The 17,037-nt window shown below is 48.4% G+C and carries 9 protein-coding genes; 7 read left to right on the top strand and 2 right to left on the bottom strand.

The annotated features are described in order from the left end of the window. Positions 1–90: 90 nt before the first annotated feature. The 7 genes from BUB66_RS01800 (at position 91) to BUB66_RS01770 (ending at position 15,174) form a co-directional block, all read left to right on the top strand. The gene (locus BUB66_RS01800; RefSeq protein WP_425291864.1) at positions 91–741 is read left to right on the top strand and encodes a bifunctional 2-keto-4-hydroxyglutarate aldolase/2-keto-3-deoxy-6-phosphogluconate aldolase; all 651 of its coding nucleotides are present in this window, start codon (positions 91–93) and stop codon (positions 739–741) included. Positions 742–821: 80 nt separating this feature from the next. After that, positions 822–1,847, top strand: a complete 1,026-nt coding sequence (locus BUB66_RS01795) for a sugar kinase (RefSeq protein WP_073253770.1) — start codon at positions 822–824, stop codon at positions 1,845–1,847. A 68-nt stretch (positions 1,848–1,915) separates the two neighbouring features. Next, positions 1,916–2,671, top strand: a complete 756-nt coding sequence (locus BUB66_RS01790) for a fumarylacetoacetate hydrolase family protein (protein WP_073253767.1) — start codon at positions 1,916–1,918, stop codon at positions 2,669–2,671. 215 nt (positions 2,672–2,886) lie between these two features. Next, on the top strand, positions 2,887–4,068 hold the full coding sequence (locus tag BUB66_RS01785) for a polysaccharide deacetylase family protein (RefSeq protein ID WP_073253765.1): 1,182 nt from the start codon (positions 2,887–2,889) through the stop codon (positions 4,066–4,068). A 262-nt stretch (positions 4,069–4,330) separates the two neighbouring features. After that, positions 4,331–11,206, top strand: coding sequence for an IPT/TIG domain-containing protein (locus tag BUB66_RS11985; RefSeq protein ID WP_073253762.1), 6,876 nt, complete (start codon positions 4,331–4,333; stop codon positions 11,204–11,206). 6 nt (positions 11,207–11,212) lie between these two features. Then, positions 11,213–13,663 (top strand): S-layer homology domain-containing protein, encoded by a 2,451-nt coding sequence (locus BUB66_RS01775; RefSeq protein WP_073253759.1) that lies wholly within the window; start codon positions 11,213–11,215, stop codon positions 13,661–13,663. A gap of 20 nt (positions 13,664–13,683) precedes the next feature. Beyond that, on the top strand, positions 13,684–15,174 hold the full coding sequence (locus tag BUB66_RS01770) for an S-layer homology domain-containing protein (protein ID WP_073253756.1): 1,491 nt from the start codon (positions 13,684–13,686) through the stop codon (positions 15,172–15,174). Between the two features lie 81 nt (positions 15,175–15,255). Here the strand turns inward: BUB66_RS01770 and BUB66_RS01765 are convergent, their stop codons facing one another. Both BUB66_RS01765 and BUB66_RS01760 read right to left on the bottom strand, forming a co-directional pair. Further along, positions 15,256–16,620, bottom strand: coding sequence for a PFL family protein (locus tag BUB66_RS01765; RefSeq protein ID WP_073253753.1), 1,365 nt, complete (start codon positions 16,618–16,620; stop codon positions 15,256–15,258). A gap of 11 nt (positions 16,621–16,631) precedes the next feature. Then, the gene (locus BUB66_RS01760; RefSeq protein ID WP_425291863.1) at positions 16,632–16,937 is read right to left on the bottom strand and encodes an ACT domain-containing protein; all 306 of its coding nucleotides are present in this window, start codon (positions 16,935–16,937) and stop codon (positions 16,632–16,634) included. Positions 16,938–17,037 lie beyond the last annotated feature (100 nt).

The following is a 17,037-nucleotide window of genomic DNA, read 5'->3' as shown; positions in this document are numbered from 1 at the left end:
AATTAAAGAAGGATTTTCCGACTAAATGTAGAATATTTTTTTATGCAACATTATGAAACATAGTTTTATATTATGAAACAAGGAGGGTGTATTGTGGATAGGTTCGAAATAGTGCAGCGGATAATAAACTGCGGTGTGGTGGCGGTGGTCAGGGCCGAAACCCCCGAGCAGGCTATGAAAATTGCCGAGGCCGTAAAAGCAGGAGGAATCGACGCCATCGAGATAACAATGACCGTTCCGGGGGCAATAGACGTGATAAAAGAACTTTCAAAAGCTTACCCGGGAGGGGAGATAGTAATCGGGGCAGGCACGGTACTCGACGCTGAAACGGCGAGAGCAGCCATGCTAGCGGGGGCGGAGTTTTTCGTGAGCCCGGGCTTTGACCCAGATATGGTAAGGCTTTGCAACAGATACCGCAAAGTGACCATGCCCGGAGCTATGTCCGTGACGGAGATAATAAAAGTTATGGAATCCGGCGCGGATTTTGTAAAATTGTTCCCGGGAAGTTCCTTCGGCCCGTCTTTAGTCAAGGCGGTAAAAGCACCGCTTCCACAGGCAATGCTGGTGCCTACAGGAGGAGTAAGCCTTGACAACGCAGCCGAATGGATAAAGGCGGGTTGTCCTGCGGTAGGCGTTGGAGGAGAGCTCACAAAAGGGGCAAAGACAGGCGACTACGCCTTGGTAGAAGAAACTGCAAGGAAGTTTGTTGAAACGGTGAAACGGGCGAGAAATAAAGAATGATAAGAAATTTTGCGGTTGATATGGTGGTAGAAGTAAATTTCGTTAAGTTTATCTATAAATAAAACAGAGGGGGAATATTTATGCCGAATAAAGTTGTTACTTTTGGAGAGATTATGATGAGACTTACGCCGCCCAATTATCTTAGGATAGTACAGGCAGAATCCTTTGACGTCACTTACGGCGGCGGTGAGGCAAATGTGGCGGTTTCTCTCGCGAATTACGGCGAAGAAGCCTATTTTGTAACAAAAGTCCCCGACAACCCGGTAGGACAGGCGGCGATAAATCACCTCAGGCGCTATGGAGTAAGGACGGATTATGTCCTTAAAGGTGGGGAGAGATTAGGCATATACTTCAACGAAATAGGTGCTTCCCAGCGTGCCTCATTAGTAGTCTATGACAGGAGCTATTCGTCAATCTCCCAGGCAAAGCCAGAAGAATTCGACTGGGAGAAGATCCTAGACGGCGCGAAGTGGTTCCATTTTACGGGGATAACGCCTGCTCTTGGAGACAATTTAGCCCAAGCCTGCCTTGATGCTGTGAAGACTGCAAAGAGATTGGGAGTAACCGTGAGCTGCGACCTGAACTACAGGAAGAAACTTTGGACCATTGAAAAAGCAAGGGAAGTGATGACAAAGCTCATGGAATACGTGGATATTGCAATAGGAAACGAGGAAGACGCTGAAAAGGTATTCGGGATAAAGGCAGAATCTACTGATATAACAAAAGGTGTCCTCAGCGAAGAAGGATATAAGGAGGTTGCAAAGAAACTGTACGACACTTTTTCGCTCAAAGGTGTTGCCATAACCTTAAGAGAGAGCTTTTCGGCTTCTGACAACGGTTGGTCCGGTCTATACTACGATGGCAACGAAATCTATCGCTCCAGAAGGTATGAAGTCCATATTGTAGATCGCGTAGGCGGCGGAGATTCGTTCGCAGGCGGTCTCATTTACGCGCTGTTGAACGGATATTCATCAAAAGAAGCCGTTGAATTTGCAGCAGCCGCTTCGTGCCTGAAACATAGCATTGTGGGAGACTTTAACCACGTAACTTTGAGCGAGGTAATTAATCTCATGAAAGGGGATGCCTCCGGCAGGGTGCAAAGGTGATATTTTTGACTTATATTGCCTGCTTTTGCAGGCAGTTTTTTTAATTAAGCATTACGAGGAGGGTGGAAATGATTAAATTCGTTCGTTTTGACGCTGGAGCTGGTGCGGCTTATGGAATAATGGAGGATGACAGGATTGTCGAGGTCAAAGGGAATTTATTCGAAAACTGGGAAAAAGGGGAAAAAGAGTACGCGCTAAAGGATGTTAGACTTCTTGCCCCTTGTGAGCCCACAAAAGTGGTGGGTGTTGGCACTAACTATAAGGAGGTTGTCGCCAAAAAAGGAGAATTGTTGCCACAGGAACCGGTCATATTTTTAAAACCGTCTACTTCGGTCATAGGGCCCGAGCAGGAAATCATAATACCAAAAGGGGTTAATGAGGTGAACTTTGAGGCAGAGCTGGCCGTGGTGATAAAAAAGAAGGCTAAAGACATATCGCCCGAAGAGGCGACAGAATACATTCTTGGATATACCTGCGGAAATGATATAACGGTTAAGGACTTTATGGAAAAAGGGAAACCCTGGACCAAGGCCAAGTGCTTTGACACCTTCATGCCTTTAGGGCCTTGCATAGTTGCCGGAATTGATGGCGCAAATCTCGCCATAAGAATGTACCATAATGGAAACCTAGTGCAGGACAGCAATACTTCAGACATGATATTCAATGTGCCCCTGCTAATTTCCTACATTTCTAAGATAATGACGCTCAATCCTGGAGATGTGATAAGCACAGGCACTCCGCCAGGCAAAGGAGTTTTAAAACCCGGGGATGTCGTAGAGGTCGAAATTGAAAATATAGGCAGGCTCAGGAACTACGCTCTTTAGTTAAAGTCGGGCGAAGAAATATAAAAATACATAACGATTCTATTCCCCAACATTTCGGTTGGGGATTTTTATTTGAAAAACAATGGATTTTCTGAGAAAATATTTAGTAAAGGCAAATATGGTAGAAGTATATAAGAAGGAACAGATAAAGTTTAAAAAAGTTTTTTCTTGGTAAAAGGCAAAAATGTAGAAAAATAGAGGAGGTTACTTCAAAAGTGGTGAAATGTAGAAAATATCTTGCTGTCGCCATATTATTGCTCATTACAATTAATTTTGCCACCTCATCTAAGGCCTATTCAGAAGAACTCGACAAAGCCCAATTCATTGTCCCATTGCTTTACCATCACATAGTGCCGGACGGCATCCCTACGCACAAAAATCCGGCAGTCATTTCGCTTTCCGAATTTGAGGCTCAGATGAAATTCCTTTATGAAAACGGGTATTACACCGTGTCTTTAAAAGAATTGGAAGATTTTTTGTCTGGCAGCGGCAACATTCCCCGCAAGGCGGTGATGATAGCTTTTGACGACGGCTATGAGTCCAATTATTCGCTTGCCTTTCCTGTCCTAAAGAAATACGGATTTAAGGCAGTGATTTTTTTGATAGGCAGGGACATGCTTGAGAAAAGCTCAGGGAGCATTCCGCACCTTTCCGATATTCAAATAACTGAAATGGCAGAAAGCGGCCTTATTGAGTTCGGCTCCCACACCTTCAATGCCCATTACTATTTGGAGGGTAGGCCCATCGCTACAGTTATGCATGAGGAGGAACTCAAAAAGGATTTTGAAAAGATGAAGGAAATTTTTGAAACTAAAGGTCTTACGGAACCAAGCGCAATTTCCTATCCTTACGGCAAATACAATGAAAAGGTCTTGAAGGTAGCAGAAGAATTTTATAAATTTGGGTTTACTACTGAGAGAGGGATCATTAATAAGGATTCACACCGATATAGGCTGTGCCGCAACGTGGTATTGCCGGGGACGGATGTAGAAAAATTTAGAAAGCTTCTAAACGCGTGGGAGTATAATTCGCCCGGAGTAATTTTTAAGATTGGCTCAAAAACTGCTCAGGTGAAGGATAGGATTGCAAGCCTGACTGCTCCTCCTATGCTGGTAAATGGCAGGGCATTGGTGCCGGTAAGGACAGCAGGGGAAGCGCTTGGGCTTGAGTTAAAATGGGATTCTGAAAGACATGTCCTCGTGTTGAGTCGGGAAAGAGAAAAGGTATTGATAAGATTAAATTCCCCGTATGCGGTAAAGTCCCATGGGGAGATGGTCAATATGGGGGCAAAGCCCTTGTTAAGAGGCAAAGTACTCCTGGTCCCTGCAAATTTATTCAGGGAACTGGGTTTTAATGTGATGTGGGATTCAAAAGCGAAGACTATAGAGATTTTCTGAAGTTCGTACGTGTGGTTTTTGTGGATAAGTTATCCCCAATGGGGATAAATACCTCGGATTTAAATTTTTCGATGGTAACAAGGCCTCTGATTTATCAACAATTGTGGATAACTTTGTGGATAACGTGGATAAAAAGTCTCATTTTTTTATAAGACGAAGGGACTATAGTACGTGTCGGTAAGTTATGTTGGAAAAAGAGGATTTAATTGGCACTTTGTCGAATTATACAATCTAAGTTTTTTAATCGGAGTGATTGAATGATATGCTTTCGAGGAGAAGGGAAGCATTAAGTATATTGGCCTTAATATCTGCTGCTGTCCTGGCTGCCCTGCAGTTTTTTCCGCTAACGCTCGCCTTTGCTGCAGTCCCGGTCATAAACGTAATTAACCCTTCCCAGGGGCCTACAGCCGGTGGATACGAAGTTACAATATCGGGCCAAAACTTTGCGCCGGTCGGCCAGGTTGAGGTGCTGTTCGGCGGTGTGAAGGCCCAGGTGGTAAGCTCCGATGGCAGCACAATAGTGGCTATAGCGCCGCCTTACCCCGAGGCAGGTACGGTGAGCATCACCGTGCGGAATTCTAGTGGGGAGGAGGCCATCAAGACAAATGCATTCCAGTACATAAAAAGTTCTCCCAAAATAGAAAAAGTCGAGCCGCTCGTAGGTACTGCAGGGACTGAAATCACCATCACCGGCAGCGGCTTCATGAAGGACATAGATTCAAGCCACAAGCTAAATGTCCTCATAGGTGGGACACTTTCTACAAAAGTAACTTATGTGAGCCCTAGTATAATAAAGGCTGTCATTCCTCCAACATTTTCGGGATACAAGGAAATAAAAGTCGAAAACCCCGACGGCGGGAGCGACGTGTATTTCCCTTCGGATGACAGCCAAAAGTTTTTCTATCAGAAGAGCACTCCAACCATCAGCAGCATAGACCCCGTCAAGGGCCCCGTAAATACCGCTACAACAATTACCATAAAGGGTACCAATTTCGTCCCGGGATATTACCCAAATACCTCCATCCCTATAACGACAGTTACGATAGGCGGCCAGCCTGCTACTGATGTCCAGGTAATAGACGACAAGACCATCGTGGCGAAGACCCCCGCTACTATTTCCATAACCGGGCCCCAGTACGTAGTGGTGACGGTGGACGGAGTGAGCGCCATTAAGCAAAACGGCTTTACCTTCATCTCAAATCCAAAAATAAACTTACTTACAGATTCCCCTCCCGGCGTGAGTCCTTACATGGGGAGCGTCCTCGGGGGATACAAAGTGACCATCAACGGCTCCGGCTTTATGGCCGGGGCCCAAGTGAAGTTTGCAGGGGTTCAGGCCAAGGATATCGAGGTCCGAAGCGACAGCGTGATTACGGTTACGGTACCTTCGACTACTGTGCCAGGCCCTGTCTCGGTGTCGGTAATAAATCCCGATGGGGGAAGTGCCGTTCTTGAAAACGGCTTTACCTATACCCAGAGCACACCTCGCATAAACGCAGTATCGAAGACCCTCGATTTTACCGGCCCTGCTGAAGGCAGCGTCCTCGGAGGGGAGACCATTTACATAAAAGGGACTGACTTCGGGGCTGACGGCTATCCTAACGATGTCAAGGTGTATATAGGGAATAACCTGGCCACCGTATTGTGGCTTCAAAAAGGGGCTAGTGAAGATATAATGTCGGTGAAGACTCCGCCTAGTTCGACGGCGGGGCTTACCACGCTGAAGGTAGTCAACAAAGACGGCGGGAGCGATACGGCTAATTTCACTTATACGAGGAGCGAGCCTAGGATAATCGGTATTGACGTTAATTCTGCAACCACGGTAAGTCAAGGCAATATAACGATTTCTGGAACTGGCTTTATGTCGGGCGCGAAGGTCTACTTTGGCAGCTTGGAAGCTAAAGATGTAATTGTATCTCCGGATGGGACCTGGATTAAGGCTACAATACCCGAAGCTTCGGCGCAAGGTGTGGTGGACATAAAGGTTGTGAATCCGGACCAAGGCGAAGCCGTGCTGAGAGGAAGCTTTACGTTTTTACAGAGCTGCCCGGAAATCCAGGTCATAATGAATATAGACCTCAAGACCCTGATAGGGGAGGAAAAAAATACGGGCAGCACGGCTGGCGGCACGCCGATACGCATCATCGGCAAGGACTTTTCCAATGCGGTGCAGGTGACCATAGGAGGAAAAGCCGCGACCAATGTGAAAGTCATTAAAGAAAGTCCCGACAGGCACGTGATAGAGGCAACGGCGCCTCCCAACGAGGTCGGGATAAAACAAGTCGTAGTAAAAAATCCTGATGGCTCGACGGCGACTGGAGAATTTCAATATGTGGTAGCTCCGACCATAACCGGCGTAACCCCGGATAGGGGGTCCACCGAAGGCGGAGATATCATAGTGATAAGCGGCACTGGCTTTGCTCAGAATATCAGGGTGTTTTTGGGCGGCGCCGAGGCTGAGGTGCAGGAAGCTGCTTCTACCTCCATAAAAGTGAAGACCCCTAGGAATTCGGAAGGCCCTAAAGATGTAACAGTGATAAATTTGAGTGACTACGGCAGCTTTGTAAAAAAATCAGGATTCACTTATGTTCTTCCGCCGAGCAACCCCATAATTGAGAGCATCGAACCCACGTCGGGTTCGACGGCAGGCGGCACCGAGATAAAAGTCGTCGGTGTCGACATAAGGAGCGGAGCGAGGCTATATATAGATAAAAGTGAGGCGACGGTTGCGGAGATAAAGGTGGAACTGATAAACGGCGAGTATAAAAGTGTCCTGAAGGCTATAACTCCGCCGGGCACTGCAGGCGAAAAGCCGGTAAAAGTGGTAAACCCTGACGGAAAAGAAGCTATTTCTCCAAAGCCGTTTACTTACAAGATACCGGAAAAAGCGCTTTCTGTCACCAGCATTACCCCCAATAAGGGCTCGGTGCAGGGAGGTACTGCTGTTACGGTAAAAGGTGCAAATTTTGTAAAGACCGCCGACATTTTGGGAGAGGACGGCAGGACTTATAGCCGGGAGACTAGGCTTACGATTGGAGGGAATCCCGCAACTGAAGTGATGGTAAAAGATGACCTTTCCACTCTGACCGCCGTAACTCCCGGCGGAAGTGTGGGGGCGCAGGATGTAATAGTAAAAGTGGTCAAAGTTGACAAGCAAACTGGAGAAGAAGTCGAAATAGAAAGCCAGGCGGTTTTAAAAGGAGGGTTCACCTACGAACTTCCCAAGAGCCAGCCGGTCATCGAAAAAGTAGTGGTATACAATCCCAGAACAGGGATGGAAGAACAACCAATAGGTCCGATAGGCGGAGGCAGCATTGTAAGGATCTACGGCGAGGATTTTATAGCGCAACTGGCGGGAAAACCCATTGAAGTGTATTTCGGGAAAAACAAGGCTTCTATGGTGGATGTAGTGCATTCGGGACTCATAATAGCCATAACTCCCTCGTCGACGCAAGTAGGGGCGGTGGACGTAAAGGTCGTAAACCCTGACGGCGGCGAAGCAATTTTGTGGGGAGGATTTGTGTACAAGAGCAACGTGATGGTGATTACCTCCATTACCCCCAATTCCGCCAGCGTATCCGGGATGATCCCTGCTACCATCACCGGGGCCAACTTTACAGTGGGCACGAAAGTGACCATAGGCGGAGAAGCGGCCTATAACGTAAACGTAGAGGATTCAACGAAGATAACGCTTATAGTTCCTCCAAATACGCCGGGAATCAAGGACGTCGTTGTATACAATGACTATGGCAGCGTGACATTGAAAGGCGCCTTTCAATACTATGTAGAGCAGAGCAGGCCGCGGATTGACAGCATATCCCCGGAGCAGGGCAGTGCTGCCGGAGGAGAGCCTATAACGATTACCGGTGAAAACTTCATGAGCGGCGCCAGAGTGCTGATAGGAGGTAAAGAAGCTTCAGGAGTAACGGTGAAAAACCCCGGAGAGATAAACGCCCTTACGCCTGCTGGTTACCCCGGCTTACATGACGTGGCCGTGGTAAACCCCGATGGAGGGACTTACGTCCTGAGGGAATGCTTTAGGTACATAAGCAGCCCCATGATCGAAACCGTGACCCCGTCGAGGGGGCCGGTGCAGGGCGGAGTGTTCGTGGAGATTAAGGGCAAAAATTTTGAGAGCGAAGCCAGGGTGTACCTTGTCAAGGAATCTTCGGGGCAGGCTGTAGAATTGGAAAATGTAAAAGTAATGAGCGAAAGCCTCATAAAGGCCAGAATTCCTGCATCACCCGACGGGACTACCGGCTATGCGGATATCAAGGTAGAAAACTCCGACGGAGGCAGCTTCGCGCTAAAACGAGGCTTCCTATACAAGACTACGAGTACAGCCCCGGTTATCCATACGATAACTCCCAACCGAGGGCCAGTTCAGGGTGGAACCGACATCACCATAAAAGGTGTGGAGTTTGAAAAAGATGCCCTGGTGGTCATTGGAGACTCCTTTGCAACAGGCGTTAAGGTTATCGACAGCACTACTATTACGGCTAAGACCCCTGCGGGAAAAGAAGGATATGCCGATGTGCTGGTGATAAACGCAAGCGACGGCGCCTTTGCGATAAAACCGGGAAGCTTTCTCTACACCGTCCCGAGGAGCAGCCCCACTATAACAGCGGTTGAACCGGCAAAGGGCAGTTCCGAAGGCGGGACGCCGGTGACCATCAAAGGGACAGACTTTAGAGAAGGAATAACCGTTATAATAGACGGCATTGAAGTGCCGAAAGATGACGTAAACCTGATAAGCCCTACTGAGATAAGGATAGTCACTCCCAGGGCAGCAAGCTACGGCAAAAAGGACGTGACGGTGGTTAACGAAGACGGTGGGAGTTTTACATTAAAAGGCGGTTTTGAATATGTACCTCCTGCTACAATTCCTGTGATATCCGACATAGACCCAAAATACGGCACTATTTACGGCGGCACTATAGTTAAGATAACAGGCCAAAAATTTTCAAAGGGAGCGAAGGTGTACTTTGGCGGCGTGGAGTCCCGCCAGGTGACCGTGGACGATACGGGCACCCTTGCCACGGCAATTACCCCCGAATACACTGTCGGAAGCGCCGACGAAATGGTAAACGGCAAGTACCAGGTAAGGGTGGTGCTGGTAAATCCCGACGGAGGGCTTGCGACTTACGGCGGCTATTTTGAGTATACCGTGCCGGAGACTAAGCCTAGGATAACAGGGATAGCGCCTTCGAAAGGCCCTGCTTACGGAGGAAACCTGGTGACCATAGAGGGACTGGATTTTCGCCCGGGGCTCAGGGTGTTTTTCGGGACATCGGAAGCTAAAGTTGAAAAGTTAGAGGACGACCATGGCAGGACCGCAGATGTGGAAGGTTTTGTATCGGGCATTAAGGTTACCGTAACCGTGCCGCCGGGGACGCCGGGCAAAGTAGATGTGCGGGTAGCGAATCCCGACGGCGCAATTGCCCTTCTCAAAAGCGGATATGAATATCTTAATATCACAGGACAGATCCACCTTGAATCAATTGATCCCACTGAAGGCGCCATATCCGGTGGGACGCCATTTACGATAAAAGGCAAAGGATTTGTTAACCCGGTGAAGGTATACTTCGGCGGCGAAGAGGCGGTCGGAGTTGTGGCAGTAAGCCCTGATACCATAACAGGAAGGACTCCTTCCAATACGCCGGGCAAAAAGGACGTGGTGGTTCTAAACGGCAACGGCCTTTCGGCAGCGATGCGAGATGCTTTCGAATATAAAGTGCCTGCAAAATACCCTCGGATAAGCCAGGTGAATCCCAACCGCGGGCCAGCTTATGGCGGTATAACCGTAGAGATATACGGCGAAAACTTCCAGAACAACGTCAAAGTCTACATCGGAGAAAACCAGGCCCAGGTGACTTCTGTCGAGTCAAATAAGATAACCATAATTCTTCCCCCCGGAGACTTAGGGCCTAAAGACGTAATAGTAATAAATCCCGACACGGGACTCGACGTGCTCGAAGAAGGTTTTACTTACGTGACGTACCCGAAGATAGAAAAAGTAGAGCCGCAAGAAGGTCCGGTGGAAGGGGGGACTGAGGTCACTATAACTGGTGAAAATTTTGCACCAAACGCCCGGGTATTCATAGGCGGGAAGGCGGCCCAGGAAGTAAAAGTGCTCAACGAAAGGACTATAAAGGCAAAGACGCCTCCCCATTCGGCTGGATACAAAGACGTGACCGTTATAAATCCGGACGGCGGGCAGGCCACCTTGAAGGACGGCTTTTACTATAAACCACCGAGGACGAAGCCGGATACTCCGGAAGACTTTACGGCAAGGAGAGTAGACGAGACGGCGGTGCTGCTCACCTGGTCGGAGGCTTTAAATGCCAACTACTACGAAATATACGGCGCCACGTCGTCGAAAGGGCCTTTCAAATATATAGACAGGACTGCGAGCACTTCCTACATTGTAACAGGACTCGAGCCCGGCACCCGCTACTACTTCAGGGTGAGGGCTGCCAACGAGCTGGGATTTTCTGATTATACCTACGCTGATTATGCTATAACCAAAGAGGGGACGAAAGAAAAACTTATAGAACTTCCCGCCGACATAGTCGTAGATGCTAAAGGAACTTATGCGACTTTGACTGTAAAAGACCTCGACTACCTCAAAAAAGAAGACTACAGGGTCGTAGTAAAGTCGCCAAAGGGAAACTACCAGCGCTATACGGCTGTACTGCCCTATGGGGTAATCCAGAAGATCTCGTCCCTGAGTTTTGTTTTCGACGACATCAGCCTTGGCATATCGCCGTCGTCCCTTTACGTGCCTGCCTTCAGCGGCTTGAGTTCCGCCGAAAAGGACGATGCGGCGCTGGTCATAGATGTGACAAGAGCCGAGGGCGCAAAACTGGATGAGCTATTGAAGTTCAAAGAGAAAAACATGATGCAGCTTTCCGACCTGGTTCTCGTGGAAATGTCGTCCAGGGTAGGCAAAAAGGTTCAAAAGCTGGCAAGCTTCAACGCAAGGCTTTATATCGAAATAAAAAGCGGTATATCATACCCATCTGCCGTGACAAGCTCCGGCCTTTACTGGTACAATGCGGAATTTAGAAAATGGGAAATCAGCGGGCAGTATATATACCGGCCCGGCTGGTATGGCGTCTTCGGAAAGAGAGAGTGATTCATAATGACAAGACCAAAGGCTATAAAAAGTACATTGGCATTGCTACTTTCAACTCTGACAGTTCTTTGCCTTTTTGGGGACGTGAAAGCGGGGAATCTCGAGTACTTCGGGACGCCCCGCGGCCTTTATTTATCAAAGTCAACCGGATTTTTAGATACTTCAGGCCACTGGGCCGAAATTTCTATTGCAAGAGTTTCTGCAATGGGTATAATGCAGGGAGATGGGAGTAGATTTTTCCCTCAAAGGCCAGTGAGCCGCGAAGAAGCGCTGGCGACACTTGCAAGGCTAGCCGGATTTGACCCGTCCAGGGCTGCCGGCAAAAGGGGCAGCGGGGCGACAGATTTTCAGGCATCTGCCTGGGCTGTTCCCTATTTGGAACTTGCCCTTCAGATGGGATTTCTGGACAGAAGCGAAAGCTCTGTGGACTTTAAAACACCTGCATTAAGGCAGGAAGTATTTGCATGGACTGCCAAAGCCTTGAAGCTTTCGCCTCAATCCGCAGGCGATGCGCTTTTGTTTGAGGATTCAGGGGATATTGACAGACAAAAGCTGCCATACATAGCTTCCCTTGCAAAAAAAGGTATTATCGGGGGTTGGGGAGGAAAGCTCTATCCTCTCAATTCCATGACGAGGGCGGAGCTTGCTGCGCTAGTCGACAGGATAAAAGGGGAAGAAGCCTTCAGGCTGACGGTTTTCCGGGGGATTATAAATTCAATTGAAAAAGCAGGGGCTTTAGAATTGGCATTTTCGGTTAAGACCGACGAAGGTCCGGTTTATGATATAAAGGTGACTCAAGGATTGACCGATTTTCCGGTATTGAAAGACAAAAAAAGGTATGCTTCGGGAATTTTAAAAAAAGGAGACTATGTTGAAGTCCTTGCAAAAGAAAACGAGGTCATATACGCCGAGATAGCAAGTTATTCGACAAGGAAAATATCAGGACAGCTTTCCATGATAGGAAAAGGGCAGCTTTATATAAAAGATGAAAGAGGAAATACCGTCTTTCTGGAGCTTCCCGAATTTCCAGAAGTCTTCGTGGATGGAAGGAAGGCCAGACTAAGTGACCTTCTGCCAGGAATAGATGTTACTGCCTGGGCGGTGAACGGCAAAGTAAGCCGCATTGAAGCGGCAGTAACTTCTGAAACCTTCTCGCCGGCCTATGAAGACCAGGAAGCTCTCCTTAATTTTCCCCTCGAAGGGACGGTAAAGGAGATAAAGGAAGACGGCGGGACATATAAACTCATTTTGTCCACAAAGGATGGAGAAAAAGAGGTATCGATTTCCAAGTTGGATACTGTCTTAAAAGAAGGCCTCAAGGTCACCCCTGAATCGCTGGAATTGGGGGACAAAGTGACGATTTATCCGGATAATAAAGAAAAGAGCCTGAGGGTGGAAGTGGCAAAAGGAGGGAAAATTTCCCGCATTGTAAAGGGGAAGATCGCGGGCCAAGCAGGGGAAGAATATCTCATCGTGTCGGACGTGAAAGAATTCTACTACGGATTGTTTAAGGATGTAAAAGACATGCTCAAGGTAAGGTTGCGTGGGGCTGAGGCTTTTTCCGAACGCGGAATCACGGATATAGGTAAACTTGCGGCGGAATACAAGGGGAAGGATGTGTACCTAGCCTTGACTGACGAAGGTGGCGTCAGCAGGGCAGTTAAGGCTGTGGTAAAGTCCGGTGACGAGTACCTGGATAACGGCTTTATTGAGAAGGTGCGGTGGTCTACGGGTGAAATCTACGTAGGCGAACTGGAGATGCTCATGGACGAGGGGACCATAGCCGTTGCGGGCAGCTCTTCAGTAAGGCCTGAGTATTTAAAAGAAAAAGGCGGCGTCTTTGTGATTGCCAACAAAAGCTCTTCCGGCTCAAAGGCGGTTTTAATTTACCAGCCGAGATTTCTTGAGCCAGAATTGAAAGTTGTTAAAGGACAAATCTATGACATTGAAAAAGGCAGCATAATATTAAGATACAGAAGCGAACTGGAAGAAAGCTTATGGTCTTCCGAAAGGAAAAGCAGCGAGAGCTTGGAAATTTGCGATGATGCTGTGATAATCGATGCTACGGCCAGCTCACCAAAGGTCATATCCAGGGACGAACTTTTGTGGGACAGGTATGAGGAAAAATATTTCGGAAAAAGTGCTTATATACTCTTAGAAGCCGGCAAAGTCAGGGCCATGGTAATAAAAGAAGGCGCAAGGAGCGACGATGTGATAAGCCTGGGCACATTTGCAGGGTTTACTGCAGAGGGCTATGTGAAACTCGAAGACATGCTGGATTTCAACCAGTTCAGCGAAAAGTGGAATAGGAGTTTAAAGTCTTTAGAGCTGAACAAAACGGGGGCCATAATCCTGGAAGGGGCAAGACCTGTAAATTTCGATGATTTGAAAAAGGGACAGGTGCTTTACGTAATCAGGGAAAACAACAACTGCCTGCTTGTCTTTGTCCAGAAATAAAAAGTGGGATGTGGTATGCTTTGAGAAAAACTTTCGTCATCCTGATTTTTATGGCTGCATTTATGCTAAGCGGCGCTGCCCCGGCTTTTGCCCAAAAGCTTCCCGGCTTCGAAGGCGGTATAATGGACGAAGTAAAATACAGCGAGATGGTCTTCATCACCGGAAAGCCCGTTCTCCTGGAGGGAAGTGTAGACATATCCCGGGGTGCGGTGAGAAACGGCAGGAGGCAGGACCGCATATCGTATAACCTTGCAAGTTCCGACGGCAGCGTGAAACTATCAAGGGGTATAACCCTCCTTGTTACAATGTCTACTGGGGATGGGAAAAAGCAGGTCAAGACGAGTTATGAAATAGTCCGGGCCAGCGAGACTATAACTGTAAAAAAGGGCAGGACCACCGATAGATATACCCTTAAAAACTACGCCTTTACAGCCTCTTCGATTTCCGACTTTTCCGCTGCGGTGGATTATACCACTACTGTCATCAGGGGGAAAAAAGTATATGACTTAAACAGCGGAAAAGGCACGGTGGAAGTGGAAATATCGGGCAAAGGTGCGGGCTACGGCAGTGCCTGGGGTTTTGCAGAAACGAGGGAGATAGAATATATAATATCTTCGCACAGAAAAGCCGATGAGAAAAACAACGTGCAGGAGGCAAGCTGGACCGGAGTTGTCGAGGAGAGGCTCTCGTCTTCTCAAAAAGTACAAGTGTCTTATGTGGAAAACCGGCCAACCCTCATGAGCTTCGAGGGTGCTTATGTAAAAACGGTCTTTGCGGATGCTACTTGCAGGTACGATTACACCTTGCCGCAGTTTGATGAAAACGGCGTGCCGCTGAAGAGGCAAAACAAGGGGAGCGAAAAGATAAGCCTTTCCTCAACGCCGAAAGTCGAGACGGGCTATATACCTGAATTTTACGATATAAAGTCCCACTGGGCAAGGCAGGATGTAGAAAGACTCGCTGCCCTTGGCATAATCAGGCAGGAAGGGAACTATTACTGGCCTCAGATTCCGGCAAGGAGGCTCGACTTTGCCCTGGCCTTAGGCAGGCTTTTGGATGTAAGCTCCAGGGCGGAAAATTTGATAGATTACAGGGCCGGTGCAAATATGGAGTTTGATGATTTATCCCTGGACGAAGAGGGAGCGAAGATAGTTTCAGCATTGGCGAGGATGGGAGTGGTTGAAGGCACTTCTCCAAAACGGTTTTCCCCCGACCGGGTCCTCACCAGGGCACAGGTAGTAACTATGCTGGTTCGGGCGCTGGGACTTGAGAAAACCGCCCCCTTGGCGTACCGCCTTGGGTTCAGGGATGAAAGAGAGATACCCGATTGGGCAAAAGACTCGGTTTATATAGGAAGCAGCATAGGACTGATCAAAGGAGATGAGACGGGCCACTTCAGACCTCATGACCCCGTGACGAGGGCGGAAGCCGCTGCATTTTTAAACCGCTTCATAAACTATTTAAAAGATGATCTGGAAAAGGATTTCCTAGAAAAGGTGATGTACTATTAATTCGCTACGAATTTCGGAAGAAAAAATATCCCCGCATTTTTTGATCAAAGCGGGGATATTTTTTATGAAATATTTTTGTTATCAATTCACCAGGCTCTGGATAGGAGGAGGTATCCTTCCTCCCCTCCTAACAAAAACCGAGGAATCGAAGGTGCTTACAGGCATCACAGGAGCCCTGCCTAAAAGCCCTCCGAATTCCACGAAGTCTCCGGCCTTTTTCCCAGGGGCGGGGATTATCCTAACTGCTGTGGTTTTTTTGTTTACTACCCCGATTGCCATCTCGTCGGCTATTATGGCAGCTATGGTCTCAGGGGTGGTATCGCCGGGTATGGCTATCATGTCAAGGCCCACCGAGCAGACGCAGGTCATGGCTTCCAGCTTTTCTATGGTCAAAGCGCCATCCTTTGCAGCCCTTATCATCCCTGCGTCTTCGCTCACCGGTATGAAGGCGCCGGAAAGGCCGCCTACATAAGATGCGGCCATGGCACCGCCTTTTTTTACTGCGTCGTTGAGGAGCATGAGCGCCGCCGTAGTCCCCGGCGCGCCGCACCGCTCAAGGCCCATGGCTTCAAGGATGTTGGCTATGCTGTCGCCTACCGCTGGGGTCGGGGCGAGGGAAAGGTCTATGACTCCGAAAGAAGCCCCGAGGCGACGCGCAGCTTCCCTTCCTATGAGCTCGCCGGCCCTCGTTATCTTGAAGGCAGTCCGCTTTACGGCTTCGGCGAGTTCTCCGAAGTCGGCGTCTTTTCCTAGACGCCTTATTACCGTGTTCACCACTCCGGGCCCGCTGATACCTATATTTACGGTAGTCTCGGCCTCTCCGGGGCCATGGAAGGCTCCTGCCATAAATGGGTTGTCCTCCACCGCATTGGCAAATACCACCAGTTTAGCACATCCTATTCCGTCGCGATCCGCTGTGAGTTCGGCAGTTTTTTTGATGACGTGGCCCATTGCGAGTACAGCATCCATGTTTATCCCGGCGCGGCTCGATGCCGCGTTGACCGAAGCGCAGACCCTTTCGGTAAAAGAAAGGGCTTCCGGGATTGAATTGATGAGATTAATGTCGCCCCTGGTAAATCCCTTTTGCGCGAGTGCCGAAAAGCCGCCGATGAAGTCTATTTTTAATTCCTTCGCAGCTCTGTCCATAGCCTCGGCTATGGGGGTCAGGTCCTTTTCCCTGCAGGATTCGGCCACAATCGCAATGGGGGTCACGGAAATGCGCTTGTTTACAATTGGAATTCCGAATTCTGCCTCAAGTTCCTCAGCCACCGGAACTAGATTTTCTGCAGTTTGAGTGAGCTTGTTATAAATTTTTTCTGCTGCTTTGTAAACCCTTTCATCGGCGCAGTCCCTCAGGCTTATGCCGAGGGTTATTGTCCTTATATCTAGATTTTCGGCTTGTACCATTCTTATCGTCTCTATAATTTCATCCCTAGAAAAGCTCATCTTTATCCCCCTTATATCCTGTGCATAAAGCGAAAGACTTCTTCTCGCTGGGCGTCGACCCGAACGGAAAGGGAATTTCCCCTCTCTTCTAGCAGTTTCTTCAATTCATCAAAGCTCACCCTGCAATCGGCTATGTCGACCACCATTATCATTGTAAACAGCCCCTCTATGGATGTCTGGGTTATATCGAGAATGTTTACGTTGTTTTTCGCAAGCACTTCAGATATTCCGGCTATAATACCCACCCTGTCTTCTCCTATCACTGAAATGACTGCCCTTTTTGTGGGCTTTAAGTTTACGGGGAATGGTTCTTCCAAAAGCTCGTCTCCCACGTAAATCTTTATACCCCTTGATGCGGCAAAAGTCCGGGCCTCCTTTGTGACTATAGAACCCGAGGGGAACTTTAAGACTTTACTG

Origin of the sequence: Caldanaerovirga acetigignens (genome assembly GCF_900142995.1) — a bacterium.
In the GTDB taxonomy this organism is placed as follows: domain Bacteria; phylum Bacillota; class Thermosediminibacteria; order Thermosediminibacterales; family Thermosediminibacteraceae; genus Fervidicola; species Fervidicola acetigignens.
Note: the sequence above shows the minus strand (reverse complement) of the source record. Positions and strands in the feature narration are given on the sequence as shown.

Bases quoted from the DNA above. Each gene is read 5' to 3' on its own strand.
- BUB66_RS01795 (WP_073253770.1), top strand. From the start codon at position 822: ATGCCGAATAAAGTTGTTACTTTTGGAGAGATTATGATGAGACTTACG.
- BUB66_RS01790 (WP_073253767.1), top strand. From the start codon at position 1,916: ATGATTAAATTCGTTCGTTTTGACGCTGGAGCTGGTGCGGCTTATGGA.
- BUB66_RS11985 (WP_073253762.1), top strand. From the start codon at position 4,331: ATGCTTTCGAGGAGAAGGGAAGCATTAAGTATATTGGCCTTAATATCT.
- BUB66_RS01775 (WP_073253759.1), top strand. From the start codon at position 11,213: ATGACAAGACCAAAGGCTATAAAAAGTACATTGGCATTGCTACTTTCA.
- BUB66_RS01765 (WP_073253753.1), bottom strand. From the start codon at position 16,620: ATGAGCTTTTCTAGGGATGAAATTATAGAGACGATAAGAATGGTACAA.